The sequence below is a fragment of the Ruegeria sp. YTSC004 genome (assembly GCF_059609805.1).
The window spans coordinates 221328-244226 of record NZ_JBXWMJ010000009.1 but is presented as its reverse complement, the minus strand read 5'-3'; the positions used below and the strand labels follow the sequence as shown (position 1 = coordinate 244226).

The 22899-nt window shown below is 53.3% G+C and carries 20 protein-coding genes and 1 riboswitch; of the genes, 7 read left to right on the top strand and 13 right to left on the bottom strand.

The features are described 5' to 3' along the window. Positions 1-390 (top strand): LysR substrate-binding domain-containing protein (locus AC2FFP_RS17245; RefSeq protein WP_496881277.1); only part of this gene is annotated, 390 nt, incomplete at its 5' end. Positions 391-445: 55 nt separating this feature from the next. Here the strand turns inward: AC2FFP_RS17245 and AC2FFP_RS17240 are convergent. Continuing rightward, the gene (locus AC2FFP_RS17240) at positions 446-1678 is read right to left on the bottom strand and encodes a flavin-containing monooxygenase (RefSeq protein WP_496881276.1); all 1233 of its coding nucleotides are present in this window, start codon (positions 1676-1678) and stop codon (positions 446-448) included. A 572-nt stretch (positions 1679-2250) separates the two neighbouring features. Between AC2FFP_RS17240 and AC2FFP_RS17235 the strand changes: the two genes are divergently transcribed. Then, positions 2251-3525, top strand: a complete 1275-nt coding sequence (locus tag AC2FFP_RS17235) for an adenylate/guanylate cyclase domain-containing protein (protein WP_496768405.1) — start codon at positions 2251-2253, stop codon at positions 3523-3525. 199 nt (positions 3526-3724) lie between these two features. Here the strand turns inward: AC2FFP_RS17235 and AC2FFP_RS17230 are convergent, their stop codons facing one another. The 3 genes from AC2FFP_RS17230 to AC2FFP_RS17220 all read right to left on the bottom strand — a co-directional run bounded on the left by AC2FFP_RS17230 (position 3725) and on the right by AC2FFP_RS17220 (position 5246). Then, on the bottom strand, positions 3725-4132 hold the full coding sequence (locus tag AC2FFP_RS17230; protein ID WP_496768403.1) for a universal stress protein: 408 nt from the start codon (positions 4130-4132) through the stop codon (positions 3725-3727). A gap of 60 nt (positions 4133-4192) precedes the next feature. Continuing rightward, positions 4193-4642 (bottom strand): phasin family protein, encoded by a 450-nt coding sequence (locus AC2FFP_RS17225; protein WP_496768399.1) that lies wholly within the window; start codon positions 4640-4642, stop codon positions 4193-4195. A gap of 133 nt (positions 4643-4775) precedes the next feature. Then, complete coding sequence (locus AC2FFP_RS17220; RefSeq protein WP_496768385.1) at positions 4776-5246, bottom strand: c-type cytochrome; 471 nt, start codon at positions 5244-5246, stop codon at positions 4776-4778. 263 nt (positions 5247-5509) lie between these two features. Between AC2FFP_RS17220 and AC2FFP_RS17215 the strand changes: the two genes are divergently transcribed. Beyond that, entirely contained in the window at positions 5510-6730 is a 1221-nt protein-coding gene (locus AC2FFP_RS17215; protein ID WP_496881275.1) for an APC family permease, read from the top strand. 48 nt (positions 6731-6778) lie between these two features. Then, positions 6779-8395 carry an MFS transporter gene (locus AC2FFP_RS17210; RefSeq protein WP_496881274.1) on the top strand — a complete coding sequence of 539 codons (1617 nt, stop codon included), beginning with the start codon at positions 6779-6781 and terminating at the stop codon, positions 8393-8395. 9 nt (positions 8396-8404) lie between these two features. Here AC2FFP_RS17210 and AC2FFP_RS17205 read toward each other — a convergent pair whose 3' ends face one another. The 8 genes from AC2FFP_RS17205 to AC2FFP_RS17170 form a co-directional block, all read right to left on the bottom strand. Further along, positions 8405-9979, bottom strand: a complete 1575-nt coding sequence (locus tag AC2FFP_RS17205; RefSeq protein ID WP_496881273.1) for a trypsin-like peptidase domain-containing protein — start codon at positions 9977-9979, stop codon at positions 8405-8407. Positions 9980-10129: 150 nt separating this feature from the next. Further along, positions 10130-10630, bottom strand: coding sequence for an Hsp20/alpha crystallin family protein (locus AC2FFP_RS17200; protein WP_496782527.1), 501 nt, complete (start codon positions 10628-10630; stop codon positions 10130-10132). Between the two features lie 196 nt (positions 10631-10826). After that, positions 10827-11945, bottom strand: coding sequence for an ABC transporter permease (locus AC2FFP_RS17195; RefSeq protein WP_496881272.1), 1119 nt, complete (start codon positions 11943-11945; stop codon positions 10827-10829). After that, positions 11946-14642 carry a ribosome-associated ATPase/putative transporter RbbA gene (gene rbbA, locus AC2FFP_RS17190; RefSeq protein WP_496768373.1) on the bottom strand — a complete coding sequence of 899 codons (2697 nt, stop codon included), beginning with the start codon at positions 14640-14642 and terminating at the stop codon, positions 11946-11948. Further along, on the bottom strand, positions 14639-15598 hold the full coding sequence (locus AC2FFP_RS17185) for an HlyD family secretion protein (protein ID WP_496844802.1): 960 nt from the start codon (positions 15596-15598) through the stop codon (positions 14639-14641). The genes rbbA and AC2FFP_RS17185 overlap by 4 nt, the downstream gene beginning before the upstream one ends. A gap of 383 nt (positions 15599-15981) precedes the next feature. After that, complete coding sequence (locus AC2FFP_RS17180) at positions 15982-16521, bottom strand: SnoaL-like domain-containing protein (protein ID WP_496741379.1); 540 nt, start codon at positions 16519-16521, stop codon at positions 15982-15984. Between the two features lie 296 nt (positions 16522-16817). Further along, on the bottom strand, positions 16818-17603 hold the full coding sequence (locus tag AC2FFP_RS17175) for a formate/nitrite transporter family protein (RefSeq protein ID WP_496881271.1): 786 nt from the start codon (positions 17601-17603) through the stop codon (positions 16818-16820). A gap of 347 nt (positions 17604-17950) precedes the next feature. After that, positions 17951-18397 carry a universal stress protein gene (locus AC2FFP_RS17170; protein WP_085824830.1) on the bottom strand — a complete coding sequence of 149 codons (447 nt, stop codon included), beginning with the start codon at positions 18395-18397 and terminating at the stop codon, positions 17951-17953. Between the two features lie 271 nt (positions 18398-18668). On the opposite strand from AC2FFP_RS17170, the gene AC2FFP_RS17165 reads away from it, so the two are divergent. The 3 genes from AC2FFP_RS17165 (at position 18669) to AC2FFP_RS17155 (ending at position 21632) form a co-directional block, all read left to right on the top strand. Continuing rightward, positions 18669-19154, top strand: a complete 486-nt coding sequence (locus tag AC2FFP_RS17165; RefSeq protein ID WP_496768365.1) for a hypothetical protein — start codon at positions 18669-18671, stop codon at positions 19152-19154. A gap of 134 nt (positions 19155-19288) precedes the next feature. Continuing rightward, on the top strand, positions 19289-19813 hold the full coding sequence (locus AC2FFP_RS17160) for a flavodoxin domain-containing protein (RefSeq protein WP_496768363.1): 525 nt from the start codon (positions 19289-19291) through the stop codon (positions 19811-19813). 862 nt (positions 19814-20675) lie between these two features. Further along, on the top strand, positions 20676-21632 hold the full coding sequence (locus AC2FFP_RS17155) for a hypothetical protein (protein WP_496881270.1): 957 nt from the start codon (positions 20676-20678) through the stop codon (positions 21630-21632). A gap of 242 nt (positions 21633-21874) precedes the next feature. On the opposite strand, the gene AC2FFP_RS17150 is transcribed toward AC2FFP_RS17155, so the two are convergent. Then, on the bottom strand, positions 21875-22045 hold the full coding sequence (locus tag AC2FFP_RS17150) for a hypothetical protein (RefSeq protein WP_496726135.1): 171 nt from the start codon (positions 22043-22045) through the stop codon (positions 21875-21877). 571 nt (positions 22046-22616) lie between these two features. Next, positions 22617-22826, top strand: a riboswitch (cobalamin riboswitch). The last annotated feature ends 73 nt before the right edge of the window (positions 22827-22899 follow it).

Sequence of the window (22899 nt, the reverse complement as noted above, 5' to 3'; positions counted from 1 at the left end):
GGAGCACCTTCACTGGTGGAAGGCCAAGATCTGCGTGACCCGGCCACTCTGACAAAGCTGCCTTGGTTGCAGGAACTAGGCACCAACGAGGCGGCCGACTGGTTCACCTATCATGGGGTCGTACCTCTCGAGCCATTGACGATCAATCACATGCCGGGGAACCTGATCATGACTGCGGTTCGCCGGGGTGACGGTATCACGTATTCTGCCAGAGCTTTTTTCGAGGACGATCTGTCATCTGGCCGGATGATTGAATTGTTCTCTGAGCCTCTCTTCGGCGTCTACTACATCCAGACTCAAGCAGAATTTCAGCGCCCAGAGGCTAAGGTGTTCGTCAACTGGCTTAAATCTCAGTCGCAAGTCGTATCGGCACACACGTCCAAAAGCTGATCTTGTTACAGTTGGAAACCTTCGATCCAAGCTAGGCTCGAGGCTGTCGCGTAGCTTATTTGTTCGAAGTAGAAATCAAGTGATCAACTACGTACTCCGCGTCCTCGCCCACGCCATAAAACAGGCCAGACCCTTGTGTATGCATCCAATGCAGTCCGCAGAAGTACAGGCCTGCTATATCCGTAGCACCTCGCTCATATAGCGGATAGCCAGTCTCATCGAAGACTGGCAAGTCGATCCATCCAAAATCGCGGTGAAACCCAGTTGCGTATATGACGGTTGAAACATTTGCTGCAGCCAAGTCGAAGAACGGTGGTTCAGGTTTGGGCTGCCAGTTGATCGGGACAACAATTTCCTTGGGATCATCGAGTCCATTCTCTGCAACAAACGTGTCGATGCTCTCCATTTCCGCGCGACACACATCGTCCACTGCCTTGAGCGTCTCTTCAAGTCCGCCCGCCAAAATCAGACACCCGTCTTGAACACCCTCAACCTTGCTGTGTAGTTTGACCCCGTCGAGCGCCATCTGGCGCAGATCATTAATACGACCACCCTCTCGCCCTGAGAGATGTGGATGGGCTTTGAACCGGATAGCTGTCCCTTTGGGATGGTCCTTTACCGCCATGTTCATGTACCCAGTCGCCAAGTCCCATTCAAAAATGTCGCGACCCCTATAGCGACGTGGGATGCGGCCAGCACTGCCCACTGCGAGATGTACGTCGCGCCCGGATAAGTGCAGGTCCTCAGCGACCTGACACCCTGACTGACCACTTCCAATAATGAATACCGCACCATCCGGTAGGCTCGCTGAGTTGCGATAGATACACGTATGTATGCCAGTAACCCTTTCGGGCAGATCGTAATGCCAACTTGGTATATTCGGGTGTTGATGCGTGCCGACGGTGACGATCAAGTTCTGCGCTCTGATTTCGCCATCTGATATGGTTAGTTTGAACCGACCCGGTCCTGCACTTGCCTCGATTCTAGCCACCTCGACGCCCCCTCGATAGGGCGGACCAAAACTGCTCGCATAGTCTTCGATGTACTTGACGATCTCATCGCGGAGCATGAAACCATCGGGATCATCCCCATCGTTATGGAAACCTGGAAGTCGGCAGAGTTTGTTAGGAGAGACAAGGCAGAACGAGTCCCAACGGTTACGCCATGTATCGCCAATCTGCCCGCGGTCCAAAACAACGTGATCAAGGCCAGCCTGCTTTAAGTGCCAGCTAACGGAAAGACCAGCTTGACCTCCGCCCACAACCACAGTGTCAATCAGGGTGTACATAACAGCAAACCTCTCTATGAAACTCTATCGGCGACAGCTAGTTGCTTCAATGTATCAATGTCCGCTCAGGGCTCGAACTAGACCTTCGATGCCGCTGGCGCAAATGGCGGCTTTGGGCCGTCCTCGGTGGTAGTATTATGTGAGGCGGGGTGCTTGCCGCACTTGCTCCGAGGTCTGCGATGAGCCGAGGCTGTGTGAAAACTCTGACCGGTTGGCGAAATATGTCGAAAATACCCTTTATGTGCGTTCTTCCGCGCTTCTGAGAGAGCAATTTACACAGGCGCTGAAAACGAGCTCGACAAGAGAGTTGGTGGGCCGGAGTTTTCACACAGCCTCAGCCCAAACTACCCAGATATCGCACTGCGGCGAATGTCCTGTTCTCAAACCGCAGCCAGATGTACTCCGCTTCTAGTCCGTGACGACGACCGCTATGCTGTTCGATATCGGAGGGAAGCGGTGTGACGCATCTTCAGAAACCCGTAACGGCTGATCGTACAGCTGTAGAGCGCGCGCAAGGACGGCTGACGCGTCGCAACGAAGACAGATTTGCCGAGGCAGAGCAGCAGGGTCTTTTGCTGGCCGCGAAGGTTCGAACCACAGCACTTTGTATTGTTTTGATCTGGGTTGCGATAGACACACAAAGCCGCGGTGCCAGCTTTCTCTACGATATTTCTCAGGTTGCAGTATTCGCGGTGCTTGGAATCTTGCAGTACTTTTCAGCCAAGCATAGCGCGAATGCCAGTGTAATGAACTATGTCTTCGTTGCCATCGACTGTGCTTTGCTGGCTTTCATCTCCAGCACTCCAAACCCTTTCGCTGAATACAATTTACCACCTGCGATCCTGATGAATGGAAGCCAGTTCACCTATTTCTATCTCTTCCTGATGCAGGCAGCATTCAGCTTTCGCCCAAGCCTGGTTCTCTGGTGCGGTTTTTGCATCGTTACAGCGCGCACAGGAATGCTGGTTTGGTTTGTGAGCCAACCTGGCGCCTATACCAACCTCGATCTTAGTGAGCGCACTGTGGAGGACTTTTTGATGGCGCGCTCTGATCCGAATTTCATCTTTCTGGGATTTTGGGCTCAAGAGATCATCGTTTGCTTGCTTGTTACTGCTGGCCTCGCCGCCTTGGTACGTCGCTCTCGGCGGCTTGTAGAAAGTCGAATTCGTACGGAGCGGTCACGCTCCAATCTTGCACGCTACTTTTCGCCAAACGTTGTGGACCGTCTCAGTAGTGCCGAGGACAGCTTTGGCGATGCGCGTGAACAAGACGTCGCTGTCATGTTTGTTGACATCATCGGGTTTACCTCCATGTGCGAGAACGACGCCCCTAGCGATGTCGTTGATTTCTTACGCGGGTATCATGACAGGTTGGGCAAGGCAGTTTTCGAGAACGGAGGCACACTGGACAAATATCTGGGCGACGGGCTGATGGCGACCTTCGGGACACCAGAGGCCAGTGAGAACGACGCCAGAAAGGCACTTCAATGCGCCTTTGACATGTTTGAGGCATTGAGCATCTGGAACCGTGACAGGAGTGCCGAAAGGCTTCCTCCGGTACGCATTGGGATTGGCATCCACTTCGGTCCCGTTATCTCAGGTGACATCGGAAACCAACGCCGTCTTGAATACAGTGTCATCGGCGATACCGTGAACGTCGCAAGCAGGCTTGAGCAGCTGTCCCGGAAACTAAAAGCCTCTTTGGTGGTTAGCGATTTATTGATCGAGGCAATAGATCCGACGGACAAGATCGGGCAATCTTTAATCAAAAGATTGGTTCCCGCCGGAGTGCAAGATTTGAGAGGAAGACGCGGAAAGATCGGCGTTTGGACCTACATACCGAAATAGTAAGTATTTGCTCATGGCTTTGCCATTCCCCTGAATTCAACTTTCGCAATCCATTCAGTCGGACCCACTCATTGAGCTTATCAACGCCTTCCATTTCCACATGTTCATGCAGCGTGTGATGATCGTAAAATAACTGGGATCTGGAAAGTCGACTCATCCACGACGCTAAATCGACGTGCGGCGCTTACCAGAAACCGGTTCAGCGGACCACATGGACAGAACAATTAGCGTGGTGAACGACCCGGTTCGCAGTCGACCCAATAAATATGTTCTCGATTCCCGGCTTGTGTGAGGCCAGCACTATGCAATCGATTTTGTTTTCATTTGCGAAATCAACGATCGCTCGGCCAGCGCTCCCCGAGATAAGCCGCGGTTTCGCGCCCGGTAGCTCTGCAGCGTTCCGATGTAAGCCTTCCTGAAGCTCTTTTCGCGTGTTTGCCATAACTTCCTCGGGTATCTGGGATGCCACATATGCAGGGATCGGTTCCTGCACATGGAGCACTGTGAATTCCGCATTTGCATTCGCCAGCAAACGAGCAGCTTCAAATGAGGCCTGTGTATCATGATCTTTGTCCAGCGCGACTGGTACCAGAATGTTTTTATACATATTAGCTACCTTCCATTGCTCCAGCTACGATCTTTCCGGCCTCCGCAGTGATGCGGCACACTAAACCGGTTCTGATTTCGAAGACTTACCCGCTTTCTTTGCTGTACTTGCGACATCATCTATTGTCTTTTCTACAGCTTCGGCTTCGGTTTCCGCTGCATATACTGCACATCGGGCAACTGTTTCGAACCATTCCTGAGCGTCAGCCACAAGGCGTTCGGCTGAGTGCTTCTGCCACTCTGCTATGGATTGCAGCGCTTTCGCCGGATCAGTCGGGTCTACAGCAGACGCCGAGCGCGCAGCTTCAAGCGCGGTTCGAACAGCCTCGTGACGCCTCTCAAACCAATGTTGAGCAAAGGCCTCTGCCTCTTTCAGTGACTTCTCCTGCGTGTCCCAGAATTGCTCAAGCTGAGCGTCTAAAAACGGATTGGCTGAAGTAGACGGCTGCATCTGCTTGAAAATATCGACAAGTGGGTTGGAGTAACTTGATTTTGGCTTCTCTTCAGGCATCGGAGATTCCTCCTCATCTTCCCAATGCTGAATGTTACCAATTCCCGTAGAAAATAACCTTAATGTAGATCAACCGGCGTCAACAAACGTGGGCAGTGGTGCTCTACAATCTAATGGCGGCATTTGTACCAAACTACTCGATTTGAATAGACTCCAGATAGTAAATCACATTTGCCAACGGCACACCTGCGAACATCGGCTGGCCATCAGGCATGGTCAGCGCAACTTTTTGGTCCGAGTCCAAAGCTGTTCCAAAAATGGGCATTTCTCCGCCATGCGCGAGCAATGGTGCGCGACCATCAATTTGACGCGCCACCGCCTCAATCGGAAAAACACCGTCGTTTTGGGCCGCGAGCCTCGTCAGATCGGGTGTCCTTATCGCCAGCATCTCCGCCATTGGACCATCTCCTGTGGCCTCGAAACCATGGCATTGCCAACAATAAGTTCTGTAGAGATCGTGCCCATTTTGAAGGTCAATATCCTGCGCCAGTGCAGCACTTGCAGCAAATATTGACAAAAGAAGTCCGCGACAAACTAGCATCTGTTCCTCCTCCGAGATCAGCATTTCGAGTTGAAAATACGCGATATCGAATGAATGCTTCATTGATCTCGCTCATATTCAACCTTTGAGTACCAGCTGGGAAAAACCATCACGAAACGACGGTCGCAGCATTCGGATCCGCCTCTCTGATCAGTCTTAGCGCCTAATGATATAGATCAATGCCAAATAAAGAATTACATATCAAAGTATGAATGTTTCAGAAGGAGCTCGGCATGAGCGGTGATGAGCCCTTGGTTTATCATCGGGGTGCTTGTTTGCGGCACAGCTTCGGTAACCCGGCAATTGCCCATCAAGGAGTGAGGTGAATGCATACAGTTGATCCACCGTCCCCTAAACTCCGACGTTCTCTCACCACCCCGTTGCTTACATTATATGGGCTCGGTGTTACCGTCGGTGCGGGAATTTATGTGCTCGTCGGCGCAACCGCCGAGGCCGCGGGCCCTTATGCTGCAGTTTCGTTTCTTGTTGCAGCGCTCGTCGTTTCGCTGACGGCTTTGTCGTACGCCGAACTCGCGACACGCTATCCCGTAAGCGCGGGTGAAGCGGCATACGTTGAAGCGGGATTTCAAAGGGGCTGGATGGCGGTTCTAATCGGTCTTGCCGTTGCTGCGTCTGGGATTATTTCAGCCTCCGCTGTTGCGATTGGGGCGGCCTCATACCTTCACACCCTGACGGGGCTTGGCACCGCATTGCTTACGATCTGCGTTGTGTCGGTAATGGGGCTGATTGCACTCTGGGGCATTACACAATCGGTATTTGTGGCAGCCGTGATCACGGTCATCGAGATCGCGGGGCTTCTTTTTGTGGTTGGCTGGGGCATGTCTGTGCAGGAACCGCAAGGCCATGAAATTAGTGAGATGATTCCGGGGCTCGAGCTCAGTACCTGGCGCGGTATTATGGCGGCATCTCTGCTGGCTTTTTTTGCCTTTGTCGGCTTTGAGGACATGGCAAACGTCGCGGAAGAGGTAAAAGACCCAACCCACACAATTCCAAAGGCTATCCTTTTGACGCTCGTTCTGGCGACGGGTTTGTATCTAGCGACCTCGATCACGGTCCTGCTCGTTGTTCCTATCGATACCTTGTCGACCTCGGCCGCCCCACTCACGCTGGTTTTCTTCGACGCACCCGAAGTAATCAAACAAGGGTTCGCCGCAGTCGCGGTTGTTGCAACAGTCAATGGCGTCTTGATCCAGATGATTATGGCGTCGCGGGTGATCTATGGTCTTGCCGACCGGGATCATCTTCCGAAAATACTGGCGACTGTCCCGCAGGTTACCCAAACACCGGTCGTCGCAACCCTGTTGGTAGTTGCGATAATCCTTCTGCTGACGCAAACTCTGCCAATCGGCATACTAGCGGAACGCACATCCCAGATCGTTTTGGGAGTGTTTGTTTTGGTCAACATCTCGCTGATATTGCTGAAGTCCCGGCCAGGGTCAACTCGGGAACATTTCCGCGTACCTCTTGTTGTGCCAATCCTTGGGGTGCTGACCAGCGCTCTGCTTTTTGGTGCCGGATTTCTCTGAGAGGAAAACCGACAGCACAGGGTCATCAGAACGGGGTCCGACTGACGCATGAACACTGACCGATCAACAATTGGAAGGCGGATTTCAGGCTGGTGGCACCGGACTTTCGTTGATCTGGTCGCACAATTGCAATGGTCTTACTTGCCACCATTGATGGTTTACTTTGCGGCCGGGGTTTCGGGACTAACATCCGTCGTCGGTGCGTTTTTTCTTAAAGACTATCTGAATCTATCCGCCGCCTCTGTTGCGGGATTGGCATTCTGGGCCGGGTTGCCGTGGATTCTAAAAATGCCGCTGGGTCATCTTGTTGATCTGTTCTGGCGCTGGAAATCCCTGCTGATTGTCGTTGGCGCATCCCTTATCACGACGTCATTGCTCATCATGTACAGGCTTGTGGCTGCGCCTGACCAAATGGCCGGCATTATGCCACTTGAGAATTGGTACGTCGTTGCCTTGATGTTGGCTCCTTCAGGTTATGCCATTCAGGATGTCGTTGCTGACGCCATGACAGTCGAAGCAGTGCCGCAATCGGACCGAGACGGACGCGCGTTTATTCAGGACGAAGTTCGTGCCGGGCACACCACCATGCAGACCCTCGGCAGGATTGCGATCATATCCGGGTTTGCAGGGGTCGCCGCGGTTAACATCTGGATTTTTTCGGGGGCGGAAAATCTGGAGCAAGCCGATCGTTTGGTTCTCTACGGTCGGGTCTATCTCATTGCCCTGGCTATCCCACTGTTGTCTGTCAGTGGAGTGGTTCTTCACGCTCTGATACAGCGTCGCCTCGTTCGTCGAGGACACCTTCTGCACAGACCAGATCAAACCACCGAAGTAAGGTGGCCGATACTGCTGGGCGGACTTGCGTTTGTTGTTCTCAGCATAGTGTTGGGAACCGCAAATTTTGCCTTCGCGCAAGAGACCGTTTTTGCGGTGTCGCTCACGGTCATTCTCTACCTCATGTCGCGTTTGCTGAGAGAGCTGGAGTGGAAACAGGCCAAAGTTCTGATCGGGACAGCAACTATCATTTTCGTTTTTCGAGCAGTTCCCTTGCCAGGACCGGGCCTGACCTGGTTCGAGATCGACGAGCTTGGGTTTGACGAACAGTTCCTGGCCATTCTAGCGCTTCTGACCTCACTACTTGCTCTGCTTGGCCTGATTATCCTCAGGCCGTTTATGGCAAGTCGTTCGATTGCGCAGGTTGTAGTGTTACTCACGATTGCCGCCGGAGTGCTGTCCCTGCCAAACCTTGCCTTGTACTACGGGGTGCATGAATGGACGGCCGCGCGCACAGGTGGGGTCGTGGATGCAAGGTTTATCGCCATTCTTGACACAGCCGTTGAGTCACCGCTGGGTCAGATCGCGATGGTCCCAATGTTGGCTTGGATCGCGCGCAACGCCCCAACACATCTGAAGGCTACCTTTTTTGCGGTCATGGCGTCGTTCACCAACATGGCATTGTCAGCAAGCAGTCTCGGTACAAAATACCTGAATCAGATCTTTACCGTTACCCGCGCGGTTACCGATCCCAGAACGGGTACCGTTGCCTCCGTCGCTGACTATAGCCACTTAGGGAACTTGCTGATTACCGTGGGCTTGATCTCTGTCATCATCCCACTGGCTGTGGTTTTTCTTGTGCAAAACTCGCCTTATCAGACGCGCGATTGAATATGCGGATCAATCGCTTTCATTGAGAAGTATCTTGAGGTGTGACACCGGAACGCCAATATTCGAGCCGCCAAATTCGGGTAAGATCGCGGCATTGATAGCAACCACCTCGCCATTTCGGTTCAGGGCAGGTCCGCCGCTTCCGCCGGTTGTGGTTTCAGCATCATAGACGACTGCACCGGCACTGGTCTGGGCGACGATCCCCCGGCTGGCCAGAGGCCTGATCTTGTTCTGCTCTGAAAGGTGTTTTGCAATAGTCCAGAAATCGACGGCGCCGTCTCTCTCAAGCGTTTTCAGAAAATCCGGCCCAGCCTGCACAATCAAGGCCTTAAGGCCAGTCGGAAATCCAAGCAAGAAAACTTCTTCACCTGCTCGCGTCGGGTGAGGTGCCAGTGAAAGTCCAAGCCCTTGAACACGGTTCGCATCAACGGACAGAAGCGCCAGATCGGCCGTTTTGCTTGCCCTAAGCAATACCGCTTCCATTGGCTTGGATTGTTCTGGAAGATAAGCCAGCAGGCTAAGTATCTCGGCTTCAAGCCCTGCTGCCTTCAGGGCCTGCGCCCGATCCCCGGTCGTCCAGGGCAAGGCGACATGACGGTTGGTCACCAAAAGAGAGGTGTCCTGCAATAGAAACCCGGTTCCAGTGAACTGAAATTCTGCTGGCGCGCCTGCCGCATCTGGCTCAATCCATGGTTTTCCGAATGGAGTTTTTAGTTTCTCCCCGTCCGGGCCAAGCACATGCCGCAGCAATTTGCCGCTTTCGGTCTGTCGCAATCCGTAAGCACCCTGGATAAAGGCAATAGATCGCGTCGAGGCTGTGATAACTCGCCTTGACGCACCAGCGCGTTCTTCCAAAGTGCCAAGGCGCTGCTCGGTGGAAATCACCTGGTTGTCAAACGCTTCTCTGAGCGCCACCAGATCATCCGCCGTCAGTGCATCTTCTCGCGTCTGCGTAAGCATGACAGCAACCGCCTCGATCTTGAGAGATTCCTGTTTAAGGCTGTCCGCCAGCTTCCGGTCGTTCTGAAAAAGCAAATAGCCAAAGGCAAAGATCAGAAGAAGCACACCGATAACGGTAACCCTGAACAAAACCGTGGTTTGTGATGTCAGCCGACGCCCGCCTTCGCGCAGCGCACCGGACATTTTTCTGGCCAAGGGTCGTCGGCTGGAGCGCGCATACACATAAGCGTCACTTATTATGTCTTCGACCGTGTGATGTGCAGGGAATGAGTGGTCACACACCCTGTAGCGCGACATGGGCCCCTCTTCACCGAACTCAATCATGTCGCCATGCCTAAGAACTGCCGAAGCAGTTTTTTGACCATTGACCCAAATATCCCGGCCAGGCAACGCGTTTAGCGCGTAACCGCCTTGCGACCACTGAATGGTCGCCACGTCTTCGTCATGCGGGGCCAAATCCTCTTTTCGCCTGAACTTCAGGATACGATCAGGACCCACCGAAGCAGCCAAAGCGTTGCCGACAAGCCAGGTAACGGTTCCGCGGGACGGCCCCGTCAAGCTCTCCAGAAATGCACGGACATCGCCAGTTTCACTTTCCACATCGCTTTTGTCAGGCGTCCGCATCGTCCATCTCAGTTCTCTAGCGCTATTGGCACATTATCATGCCCAGCAGTGAAACCGCTATGGTGGGCAATAATGTGCTCGTTTTAAGAACACCAAGGGTCCGCGCATGCTGCCCGGACCATGATGGTTGCGCGTGCGCCTCCATTGCGCCTATTTCGATGAGACCTTAATCTTCCGGCTGGGATCCTGAGGTTCGGTTTTCGGCATCGTGACGTGCAGGACACCTTTGTCGAACGCAGCGGAAATCTCCTCGAGATCGACTGCATCAGGCAGCGTCATTGTCCGGGTGAAACTGCCAAAGCTTCTCTCGCTAACGCGCAGATCGCCCGTGTCATCATGTGTGACCTTCTTCTGGCCTCGCAGGGTCAATCTGCGGCCTTTGATTTCGACTTCGACGTCGTCTTCTTCGAGACCCGGCAATTCAGCCGTGAGAACGATCGCTGTATCCGTTTCGTGGATGTCAATCGCCGGCGAAATCGCACCCGTCATGTCCAACGACGGGAATCCCGTGCGTTGCGCGGCTGTTTCCAGCGGCAGGAATGGCGCTGCGCCCCCGAAAAAGCGCGACATCATGGATTCCATTTCGCGTCGAAAATTATCAGAGAGCGGATGTGTTCCAGCAAACAGTTGTGGTTTTTTGTCTTCAAGCATTTTCTGATCCTCCTCCTTTGGTGCGATTGGGGGGAGGCTGCATTATGGCAAAAGATGCATCTAGTTGCCTTGATCTTGCGCAACCAAGTGTCCTCGGTATCGCGTCAAGAGACATCCCGACCGTATCGGCATTCTGAAATGAAACAAGGCGTATTACCAGTCATACGTCCAGGCCAAGGGGCAAAATGATCTAACTCTATTGCGCCACCGAGCGTCTGAAAAGCATCAGGCTTGACGCCAGAAGGATTGCGCCGAGTAACGCCATCCATAAGAGCTCTGGCCAGACCGTCTCAATCCCCACACCCTTGAAGATAATGGATTGGCTGGCGGACATGTAATGGCGGGACGGGAGGACCGATGTTCCGATCTGAAGCCAGTCGGGCTGACCCTCGATCGGTGTCTCTCCCCCTGACAGCATCAGCATCGGAAGGACTGTCAGCATTGCCAAAAGTGCAAATTGCGCCATTGAGCGTGCAATCGTTGCAAGAAATACCCCAAGTGCGGTCGCCGTGAAAAGAAACAGGGCGGTGCCAAAAAGAAACAACCCTTTTGAACCGGCGATGCTGATCCCCAGGGCACCCTGCATTACAAAGGTCAAGGACAAGGCTGCGGCAACCAGAACCACAGCAGCGTTTGCCCAAATCTTGGCCATCGCAATGTCAAACGGTGTAAGCGGCATCGCAAGCAGGTGTTCGATTGTTCCATGTTCACGCTCGCGGATCATTGCGGCACCGGTAAGGATCGTGGTCAGCCACATGATCTGGCCGATGAGAGCCACGATGCCGGCAAAACGAACAGTATCACGGTTGGGATTGAACGCACTGCGCATGATGATATCGACGGGCAATGACTCAGCCAGGTCCGCACCAATGGCAAAGCGACGGATCTCGGCGCTGAGGATATTGATGATATAGTTTGCGCCAATCCCGGCCTGTTCCATCGCCGTCGCATCAATCAGAACCTGAATTTCCGGCGTGCGCCCGGCGCGAACATCTTTCTCGAACCCTGGTGGCACCGCAACCACAAACAGGAAATACCCGGCATCCATCTTTTCGGCTCCGGTACCCGGTGCAATCTGGACAACGGGTTGAAACTCCGGAGGGAAGAACGCCGTGGCAAGAGACCGTGAAAGGGGCGAGCCATCCTCATCGGCAAATGCAATGGAGGCATTGTTGACCGAGTTCGAAACCCCCGTCGCCTCCATCACGAGTGCCAGGGTGAATGACCAGACCAGCAGCGCCATCATCACCCAGTCACGTCGAAGGCTCATCATTTCTTTCAAGCCAAGCCAGAAGATGCAGGACAACCGTTGCATTCACTTCTCCTGCGCTCGAAGCAAAAGGGCCGCGATCAACGTCAGCACCGGCCCGAAACAGGCCAGGGCGAGAAGATCGGGGGCAAGCGCACTCCAGCCCAGCCCTTTGGTGAAGGCACCGACATTCAGGTGCAGGAAATAGGATGACGGCCAGAGCGATCCGATTGTCTGCGCACCGCCTTCAAGCGTTGAAACCGGCTGCAGCAGGCCCGAGAACTGAATGGTCGGTACGACCGAGGCGATGGCGGTAGCGAAGGTAGCGGCCACCTGGCTCGAGGTCATGGTCGCAATGAGCAGCCCATAAGATGTGGTCGCCCAGACATACAGCAACGCGCCAATCGCCAGGGGAACCGGGTTGCCTTTGAGCGGTACATCAAAAACAAGGACCGTCATTCCGGCCAAGAGCAGGAAATTGGCGAACGCGATTGCGATATAGGGGATTTGTTTGCCAATCAGAAACTCAAGACGCGTCGTTGGCGTCGCATAGAAATTGGTGATGGTTCCCAACTCTTTCTCACGCGCGACGCTGACCGCCATCAGAACTGCCGGTAACATTATCAAAAGGATCGCTGGCATGGCCGGGGCCATTGCGGCAATACTCTCGAAACTCTGATTGTACCTGAAGCGTGGTTCGATACGGGCGATCTCGACCGGATGCACACCTTTTTGGCGGGCCATTGCCGCCAAAAAGGTATTGTGGAGCCCCGCCACATAACCTTCCACGGTCTCGCCCTTGAATGGAATTGCGCCGTCCACAATTGCAAGCACGTCCGTTGCTTCGCCAGAGCGGATCTTGCGCCCGAAATCAGGTGGGAGTTCGACAACCAGCGAGGCATCTCCTCGGGCCAGCCGTTCATGGCCCTCACCGATACTCGTCAGTGGCTGCGTTGGGTTGAAGTAGCGCGATCCTGAAATCTCTGCAATGTAGGCGCGGCTTTCTGGGCCCTGTGACAAATCCAGTACCGCGAAATCCAGTTCTTCGATGTCCAGCGTAATCCCATAGCAAAAGACCAGCATCAGGATCACCGAGCCCAGGAACGCAAACGCCAAACGCACGCGGTCGCGCAAAATCTCGATGGTTTCACGCCTCGTATATGCCAGTGCGCGCCTGATACCCCCGCCAGCGCTGTCATCAAGGGCATGAACCGATGCCTCAGGAGCTTTCACCGGTGCCGGAGGGTCAGCTGCCTTCAATACCGTGACAAATGCTTCTTCCAGACTGTCTACCTGTGCCCCGGCGATCAACTCATCCGGTGTTCCCTCAGCCAGAACACGGCCCGCGTGCATGAACGACACCCGATCACAGCGCTCTGCTTCGGCCATGAAATGGGTCGAGACGAAAATCGTCACTTCTTCATGTCTCGAAAGCTCAATCAGCAACGCCCAAAACGAGTCGCGCGCCTCAGGGTCCACCCCCGAAGTTGGTTCATCCAGGATCAGTACGCGAGGTCGGTGGATCACAGCGACCGCCAGGGAAAGACGTTGCTTGATGCCAAGTGGCAGCGCCGTGGCCAGCGTGTCCATATGTGCAATCAGGCCGAAGCGTTCCGCCAGTTCGTCGATACGCCTATCGCGGTCCGTGATCGCAAAGATGCGGGCGTGAAGCTGAAGGTTCTGCCGAACGGTCAACTCGCCATAAAGCGAGAATGCCTGACTCATATAGCCAATCTCGCGACGCATCCTCAGGTCGCGTGCATCAACCGGTCTTCCGAACAGTAGCGCCTCACCGTCACTTGCGGGCAGAAGACCTGTCAGCATTTTCATGGTGGTCGACTTGCCGCAGCCGTTCGACCCGAGGAAGCCGAAAATCTCACCACGGTTGATCGAGAATTCGACGTTATTGACTGCCGTGAAATCGCCAAAGCGCCGCGTCAATCCGCGTGCCGTGATCACTGGGTCTGCCTCACGGTGATGTGTGGGCGCTTTCCTTGGTGCGATCAGGGGATCTCCGTGCGCCTGCAACCGCCGGTAGGACGTTTCAAGATCGCTGGCTTCCCCCTTCAATTCTGCCGGAGAACCATGGAAGAGTACGCGCCCGGCATCCATCGCGACGATAAAGTCGAATTGTTCGGCTTCTTCCATATAAGCTGTCGAAACCAGTATGGAGAGGTCGGGTGAAGCCTCTCGGACCGCGTCGATCAGCGCCCAGAACTGACGCCGCGACAGTGGGTCGATGCCGGTGGTCGGCTCATCCAGAACCAAAAGCTTAGGATCATGGATCAGTGCACAACACAGCCCGAGCTTTTGCTTCATGCCGCCCGAGAGTTTTCCCATCAGCCGATCAGAGAAAGGCGCAAGCCCGGTTGCCGAAAGCAATGCTGCGATCCGGATGTCACGCTCCTGCTGCCCTTGTCCGAAGAGACGCGAAAAGAACTCAAGGTTTTCGCGCACCGACAATTCTGCATAGAGATTACGGCCCAATCCCTGCGGCATAAATGCGATCGCAGGGCAGATATGGTGACGATGGGCGCGGTCGTCGATTGGGCCTCCGAGAACATTGATTGTGCCGGATTGAAGCTTCTTCGCGCCGGTGATCAAACCCAAAAGCGTTGATTTGCCAACCCCGTCAGGCCCGATCAGTCCAATAAGCTGACCAATCGGCAGATCAAGCGACAGGTTATCCAGTGCAATGCGCTGGCGATACTTATGCGTGACACCGCTGATGCAGAAACCAGATGGGCCCGCCTGGGAATTCATTCGAACAGTTCGGGTGGAATCCGCCTTTCCAGATATTCCGGCCATACACTGTCAGAAGAAAGCCTGATCACAGTGATACCGCGAAGGCCGGTTTTCACATGTTCGATCCGTTCTGTGATCAGATCCTCAGGAATGCGAACCCGAACGCGAAAGACCAACTGTTCACGCTCGCTCAATGTCTCTACCTGCTTCGGAGTGAACTGGGCTTCGGGGGATACAAAAGTGACGGTTGCAGGAACGGCAAAATCCGGCAAGGCATCAAGTACGATGCGCGCCTCAGCCCCGATGGGCATCAACCCCGCTTCGCGTGCGGGCAGGTACACGTCCATATAGACGTTTTCTAAACTGAGAAGCGTAAGAATCGGCTCACCTGCGCCAACAACTTCACCGGGCTCAGCCAGTCTGTAAAGAATGCGCCCTGGCATAGGGGCAACAAGCGAAGCATCCTCGATCTGAGCAGTGATCCGGCGCACTTCGGCTTCGGCAGCCGCGATCTGGCTGTCCGAGGTTGCAACCCGGGCCTTGGCGGCACCCAGAACGGCGTCGGCAACCTGAAATGCGGTTTCGCGATCTTCAAAGACTGTCATCGAAATGTTTTGACCGGCCAACAGTGCCCTTGCCCGTTCCAGTTCCTGCGCCGCGCGACGCCGTTGGCTTTCTCGTTGGACAACAACAGCCTCGGCTTCGGCCTTGGCTTGACGCGCCAATGCTACTTCGGCTTTGGCGCGATCAAGCGCTGCAGACAGTTCATCAGTGTCCATCTCGACCAACAGTTCACCCACAACAACCAAGTTGCCTTCTGCCGCCAAAACCTTTGCAACCCGCCCTGCGAAGGTGGGGGCAATTTCCACTTGTTCGGCCTCTATCCGTCCATTGCCCTGTACAAATCCAACTGGCAATTCGCTGCTGTCTTCTGAAACGAATATGTACAACGCCGCACCTGCCAGGAGGAGCATTACGATGATCAGTATTGCGCGCACATTCTTTTTCATGATCTGGCGTACCGCGGTTAGAGCTACTAGGTGACGCTATCTCAAACCCCGCAAAATGCTTTGTTTTGGATCAAACAGAGCCCTTTAGAGGGTTGTTCAAGCTAAACTTGGGTAGAAAACCGGCGCAGCAGTCTGATTGTTAACCCGAATCTATGGCTCAATGCGGATTTCACGGCGTGACTTTCGATTTCGGTTGCGCCGAACTGACGGAATTGTTGCGCATGGGCAAGCATCACGCGGTCGAGACAAATGCCCAATTGTCCATCCATGGAGTCAAAGCACTTACAAGTCACGCTTCCAGCGTGCGGATGAAACCAACACTGCGTCAGTATTGCGGGTTGCCGCTCCTACTTCGGCAACATGAAGAACTCTTCCAGTACAATCTTTCTTTCTGCTACCGAATAAACTGCAATCTCGCTCAAGGCGATACGTTGTCCAGTTTCCTTCTGCTTTACGTCAGCCTTATATCGCACACTGAAGCGGTTTGGGGGATGAACATAGGGGCCATCGACGTCGAATTCGATGATTTCATGAGTTGCCAGCCAATCCTCTCTTTTCCCTTTGATAGCATCACGGCCTTTGGTGATGCGAAACTGTCGAACCGGAGGCACAACCGCTTCTATGGATTGAGCGTTCTCGGCATACATTTCATCAACATTTGTAAGGCCCCTGCGATCACGCATCGCCTGAACAAATGTTCTTCCAATATCGACTAATTCTTCCATGACAGCCCTCATTTTAGGCATCAACTGTATCACATCTTGCCTTTTCCAATCTTGACGAGGATCAATGAATTTAGATGTTGGCGAAGAATCCAGTTCGGGAACGAGAGGGCAATTAGTGCAGTGGTAAAGAACGGCCCAATTCCCGGCACCGTCATCAGCCAATGCGCCATCTCCTTGCCTCGTGGTCGGTGAGTCACCTCCGCATCCAACTCTCATATCTGACTGATCAACCGACTCGCATCCCGGTCAGCGGACTTAGGCAAGCCTGTGCCGCTTCCCCTTGTGTTGCATTATCATGCGACAACCGATATCGACCACGAAGACAACCATGCTCCTGGCATCTAGACTATTGAGTGCAGGAAAAGCTTGTTCTGGGCTGCACAATTAGACAACGCCTTGAAAACCAACTGAAACCGATCGTTTTGTTCTGGCGGGCGCAGTGATCGAAGAAGTGGGTCTTACCCTTTAGTAGCGCCAAGGTAAGCAAACCAGTAGGCCAAGGCGACTCCTCCCGCCCCGCCGACAATGTTGCCCAGAGTAACCCACAATAGATTGGTCGCCACTGAGAAAACCGGCACAGTTGCCCCCGCCGCCCAACCCTGCGGAAAGAAAAACATGTTCGCAATCGAATGCTCGAGCCCCAGCAACACAAAAGCAGTGACGGGCCACAAAACGGCCAGAACCTTGCCGGCGACGCTGCGGGCGGCAAAGGACAGCCAAACAGCAAGGCATACCAACCCGTTGCACAGTGCGCCACGGGCGAAGGCCTCCATCGGTTCCAACCCCGCTTTGGCATCGGCTATCACCACGGCGGTATTGCCCATCGGCCCCTCGAGCAGGCCGGTCAGAGAGAAGGCCGATGCAAGCCCGAGGGCGCCCGCGAAGTTTCCGGCATAGACGATGCCCCAGCTTCGAAACAGCAATCGCAGCGGTATCTTGCGGTCGACCGCTGCGATCACCATCAAAACATTTCCGGTGAACAATTCTGCACCACCTGCGATCACCAGGATAAGGCCCAGGGAAAACACCGCGCCACCCAGAACGCGGATCGGCCCCGCAGCGCTGTCTGCCCCAGTAACCGCCATCGTATAAGCCGCTGCGCCAAACCCTATGAATGCCCCGGCCAGCATCGCAAGAACGAACATGGGTGCCATTGGCAACTTTGCCTTTGTGACCCCGGCAGTCTCAACTAACGTCGCAATTTCAGAGGGTTTATGAGCGTCGAACTGGGACGGGGTGTTCATGTCGGGCTCCAAAGTTTACACGGATCTACGTAGCAGGAAATTTACAGCCTATCTTCTGACCTCGAACCAATGCACAAATAAAAGGGGAAGTTCATCTGTTCCACCACAGTTCGGGTAGTTTCGCCTAACACAGTTTGGTCTCCGGTCATCGCCACAGGCACCCATGACCTCTGTTTCAGCCTCCGTTTTCTGCCACCGTCATGAAGCAGTGGATATCTGACTCCATTTTCACGGTCGGGAGTTCAGCGTCACGGAGTAGCCATCGAACCTTAGTTCTGTCACGAGGCTTCAATGCAAAGCTTATTGATCGTCATCGTTTTTGTGCCGATTGGGACCAAGTTTGATATTTAGGCAACGGTCAAAACCGCACAAGTGGCATTCCGACTGATGCCTTGAGAGGTGCTCCCTTGAATCAGGCTACCAATGCTTCCCAATCCGCGGCGGCCCGTCACAATCAGGTCTGCTGTGCATTGCTTGGCGCATGCGATGATCTCGTCGACCGGATCACCGCGTTGGGTATGTGTTTGCGAAACCGTCTGATTGTATTCTTTGGCAATCTCTTTACCCGCGGAAATGATCTTGTCTGCAGCCTGCTGAACCTCTTCGTCTGAAGGCATTGTCGTGACGGCGTGATAGCCAGCAACCGCGCCCATTGCGAAAGCCACGGTTTGCGGCTGAGGTGTATGGACAAGGTGAATTTGAGAGCCATATTTGCTTGAGATATCACAGGCAACGCGTAGTGCTGATTCTGACGCCTCCGATCCATCCAAGCCAACCACGATTTTATTGAACATGTCGCACTCCCTCCTTTGTGAAGGGTCACTATGGGCGAACTTGCGGCAACTGGCATTGACTCAAATCAACACTCTTCGCTGCAAATTCGAGCGTAGTCGTCCGTCCATTTCCAGAAGATTCACGGTAACCGAACCAACTTTAAGAATCGTGGGAATTGCAAACGGGTCAACCCAAAGAGGCAACAGCACATATTTATTGCGAAAAACCTTCCGCAGACGCTGCTTTTTCCAATGGGTATCAATTTAAGCCCAATGATAAAGATCAAGGGTAATGGCGAGAAGAATTGCAATTATGGACGTGCGTTACAGTTCGTTTGGTGAGGACGGCGGATTGCTTACGACACGAAATTCAATCTTATTCCAGAGGAAAACAACGATGCCCTCGTCTCCGTCTTGGGTTCGCCCAGTTGCAGTAGCCGCTGCACTCTTTGGTCTCCTTACCATTTTCTCAGGGGGAACGGCTCTATTTGGGGGTGCTGCTGCCAAAGCTGCAGTCGGAGATGCAGTTCCATTCGTGCTTTGGTTCAATTTTCTGGCTGGATTTGTCTATTTGATTGGCGCATTCGCAATCTACAAATCCACATTCTGGGTACAACGCATTGCCTGGTTGATTGGCTTATCTACACTATTGGTGTTTGCTGTTCTAATATTAGTGGCTCTTAGTGGCACGCCATTTGAATGGCGAACCGTCGGTGCAATGACCATACGCACTGGATTTTGGCTTGCCATAGCTTTTGTGCTTTCCAGAACAGTATGAGCCAGTCATTTCGACGTCGCGCCTTTACCCAGATTGCTTAGAGAGACCGGCATTTTTGATTGAAATCAAAGGCCGTGGCGAAGAGTTTCGGCATAGTAAGTTCGCTGTTTAGACCGGTTTGCGGGAGCGTCATTATGACAGTACTTATTGCCTACGGAACTATTGAAGGTCAGACCGCCAAGATTTCGCGCTTCATCAACAAAGTCACGTTAGGGGCAGGATACGAAACTAGGCTGATCGATATCGACCAACTGGCAGGTCCAGTGTCTTTGGAAGATGTAGACCACGTTATCCTTGCGGCTCCCGTCCATGAACGCCGGCACCCCAAGCCGTTCGAGGAGTTTTTAGAAAGGCACCATGACGCATTATCCTCGCGAAAATCACTTTTGCTTTCCGTCAGTCTAAAAGCTGCTTTTCAGAAAGGTCAGGAGGACGCGCGGGACTATCTTACCGAAATGCTGATGCGGACAAAATTCGAACCAGACGCGACCGCCTTGGTCGCTGGTGCCGTACGGCCTGATAATTACGGGTATTTTGAAAGAGAGATCGTCCAACACGTTGTCATGCTAGGCCAGAAGATTGATCCACGAGATGGCTTGAGAGAATTCACTGATTGGGATGCGTTGAAAACAACAGTAACAGCATTCCTGGACGATTAGGTCTGCCGTCACCTCGGAGAGCATCGAACCAATGACAGAGTTCGGCCGGCCTTTCACTGACTCGGATGAGGGCGCTGGCGTTATCCTTATATCGAGTGTCAACGCCAGATCAGGTGTACGATTGCCCAACTGCGTTTAACCTATGCCTCAACTCCGCCACAGTTTTCCCCGCGCCCCTATATCAGTTCCCCGCCATTCCCTACCGGGGAGTCGAGACTGGTTATTCGGCCAGGTCGCAGGGTGCCTGACGGCGAATCTAAGAAAATCTCGGGGAGCGCCGGGGAAGCATGGGGAGCCATTCGGGGACCGTTTTGAGGAGGTGACAACAGGGCATTTATTATTAGTATCAATAACTTAAATATAGTTATAAATTTATGGGGAGACTTGGGGATACCCTATAGCGCAGAATGTGAAAAAACGCAGAAATACACTTTTCTAGAATGCTCTAAGGAATCCCCCTCCCCCGCTCCCCGCACTTTGAAAACAGTGCACAACACCGCTGCGTTCATTGCGAAGAATCCGACGGTGTTTGTTCGCCTTCCCTCCCACGTAGTCATCAAAACCGAGCCAAGAACTCATACATTGGTCCACCGAAGAAAATCGCGGGTCCTTCCATGGCATTGTTACGTGGGTTTATTCGCGCCGTGTTCTATTGGCCGGTGCGAAAAAACTCAAAAGTGGGTTTTTGGGTTGGGGTTGTTGTCTTCGGAACAGATTTGCAAGCTTCATCATACCTAGATAGTAACCGCATAGGTTGAAGCTGGAACCAGAAGACGCCCGAGAGCGGCACCCTAGTAGTCAATTTTATAGTTCATGTCGGAAAGTCTTCGATGCGATATCAACAAAACTAGCTAGGTTTCGAATGCCCAAAGAAGATTTTGCGAGTTTCATTGCCAAGCATCGCTTTAAACCACACGATCTTTTTGCATCCGTCTCAAAGGGTGTTACCACACAGGAGTTTCAATTAGCGAAGTGTTTCTCTCAAGTCGACCTACTGAGATGGGACTTTGGAGACGGTCAGTTCGCCGAGTTAAACCGAGCGCTGACGGTCGCATCATATACTTCAGAAAGCAGCACGGATCATCCAGAGGGTTTCGCCGCATACACTTCAAAGCTGCAAGAGGAATCGTGGAATTACGCATTGCGCTTTTCCCCTTACCATAAAGTTCATACCGCACCGGAGAACTTAGAAAGGGTGCATGCCGCAATGCTGGAAGCAAGCCTTGGTTTGAATGCGGCTACGGCAGGGATGGACACCGTTCTTGAGTTCAAGCGCTCAGATAACTCTGCGTATGCTCGAGAACAATCTAAGGCAACATCCAATCTTTTAACATTCTCTGCGCTTTATGCTTCATACGTAGATGTTTGCAGACGTATCCGAAAATACTCCAAGCTGGAAAACAGTGAATCTTACACCCGGGGAATTGGAAGGGTAATCGGGAAGAACTCCGGCGCGCATAGTTTTGCCATGGGTCTAAGGAACTTTATTCTACATCATCATTTGGTGGAGCCTGGCATAACCATTTCGATGGGGGAAAGTCGCACGGTGCGACTGCTACTCGATTCAAACGCTTTGCTTTTCGCAGGTTTCAAGTGCAAAGCGGACGCTCGAGAATACATCCGTTCGGACAAAAAGCTGGATGTACTGAAAACGACCACCACTGTAGTCAAAGACGTTGCTAGACTTGTAAGGTTCCATCGGAAGATCGCAGAGAAACGACTACCGGAGGAAAAGTTCGCTCACGACACTTACCTTCACGAACGAACCAGGTTTAGACACCTCCAGAACGCGACGTTCGATCCGGGAGCAATTGTCTAACGGCGCTCAACTGTTTTAGCACGCGTTGTAAGCCCCAGCATTATGTCGGTGGCTCTAGACAGCTCCATTCCGGATGAAGAATTACGTATACTACTGACTACTCTGGCAAACCGGCATCAGAATCTTTCAAATGACAAAATGGCAGTTGTTGCCGACGAAATCGTGCAGCTATTGAAGCAGCGTTCAAGGTATCCGAACACCGGCTCATATCTTGACGGGCGGAAGGTCGAGTGACGGCGCATTCAGGCTGCGACGCGCCTGAAAGCAATCAGCGTTGCTGTGATCATTGCACCAAAATCCACTTGAACCAAAAATCGAGCATCATCCTTGATGGCGTTAAGCCAATGAACAATTTCAACCAACAATCCCGCAACATTCGCAAGCCCACGTACCGATAAAATCTCACTAAACAATTGTTATTTATTAAGAAATTTAATTCCTTTACGCAAGTTCGAAATTGGTACTCGCCTCCACTTCTTTTTCAAACACTTAGCTTTCTGCGCTGCTTTCGCAAATTCGGGCGTATACACTTGGGTATCATGTTCCTACTGGCTTCTGGAACAGCATAACCGTCGCCGTTGATGTCCGGGGTTAAATGTCGAAGCGGTTTGAAAGTAATGCCACACGTGCCAAATCTTTTCCCGCGAACAAACGGCGCGACGCACAATGCGACAGTGGTAGAGGGATGTGCTTTGTCTTTGTCGCGCCTTTGCCCGCTTCCTTAATATTGCCCAAAGGTTCGCACAGAACGCGATTGCCCAAGGCGCGCCTGTTGCGATTGCCGGTCCAGCGATTCCGTTTGCACAACCGCACTACCTGATTGCCAAGCCCGGAAGCGCTCAATCATCCGCGGCTGCGGGGCTGTTTTGCTCCTGGCTTCGTGATCGGATCGCATCGGATGCCGCTGACTGACTTCGGCTGGTCGCTTTTCTGACTTAACCGGTTTTCAATCCTCAGTCGTGCTTGACAAGCCCCCTGCCCGTGCCGCATGTCGCATGCGTTGGTGTCCATCCTCGGATGGATGAAAAGGGAATGTGCCAGCGATGTCATCGCCAAGCACAGCCGCCCCCGCGACCGTGACCGGAGAGGGTGCCCAAAGCCACTGGCCCAATAGGCCGGGAAGGCGGGACATCCGACAGGGCAAACGCTCTGACATCCGCAAGCCGGGAGACCTGCCAGCACCCGAAGTTGAAACCGGGCGGGGTGTTCCGGTGTCGGGTCCATGTCGCACACGTGGCCCGCATGAAACCCCGTCCCCCGTACAAAG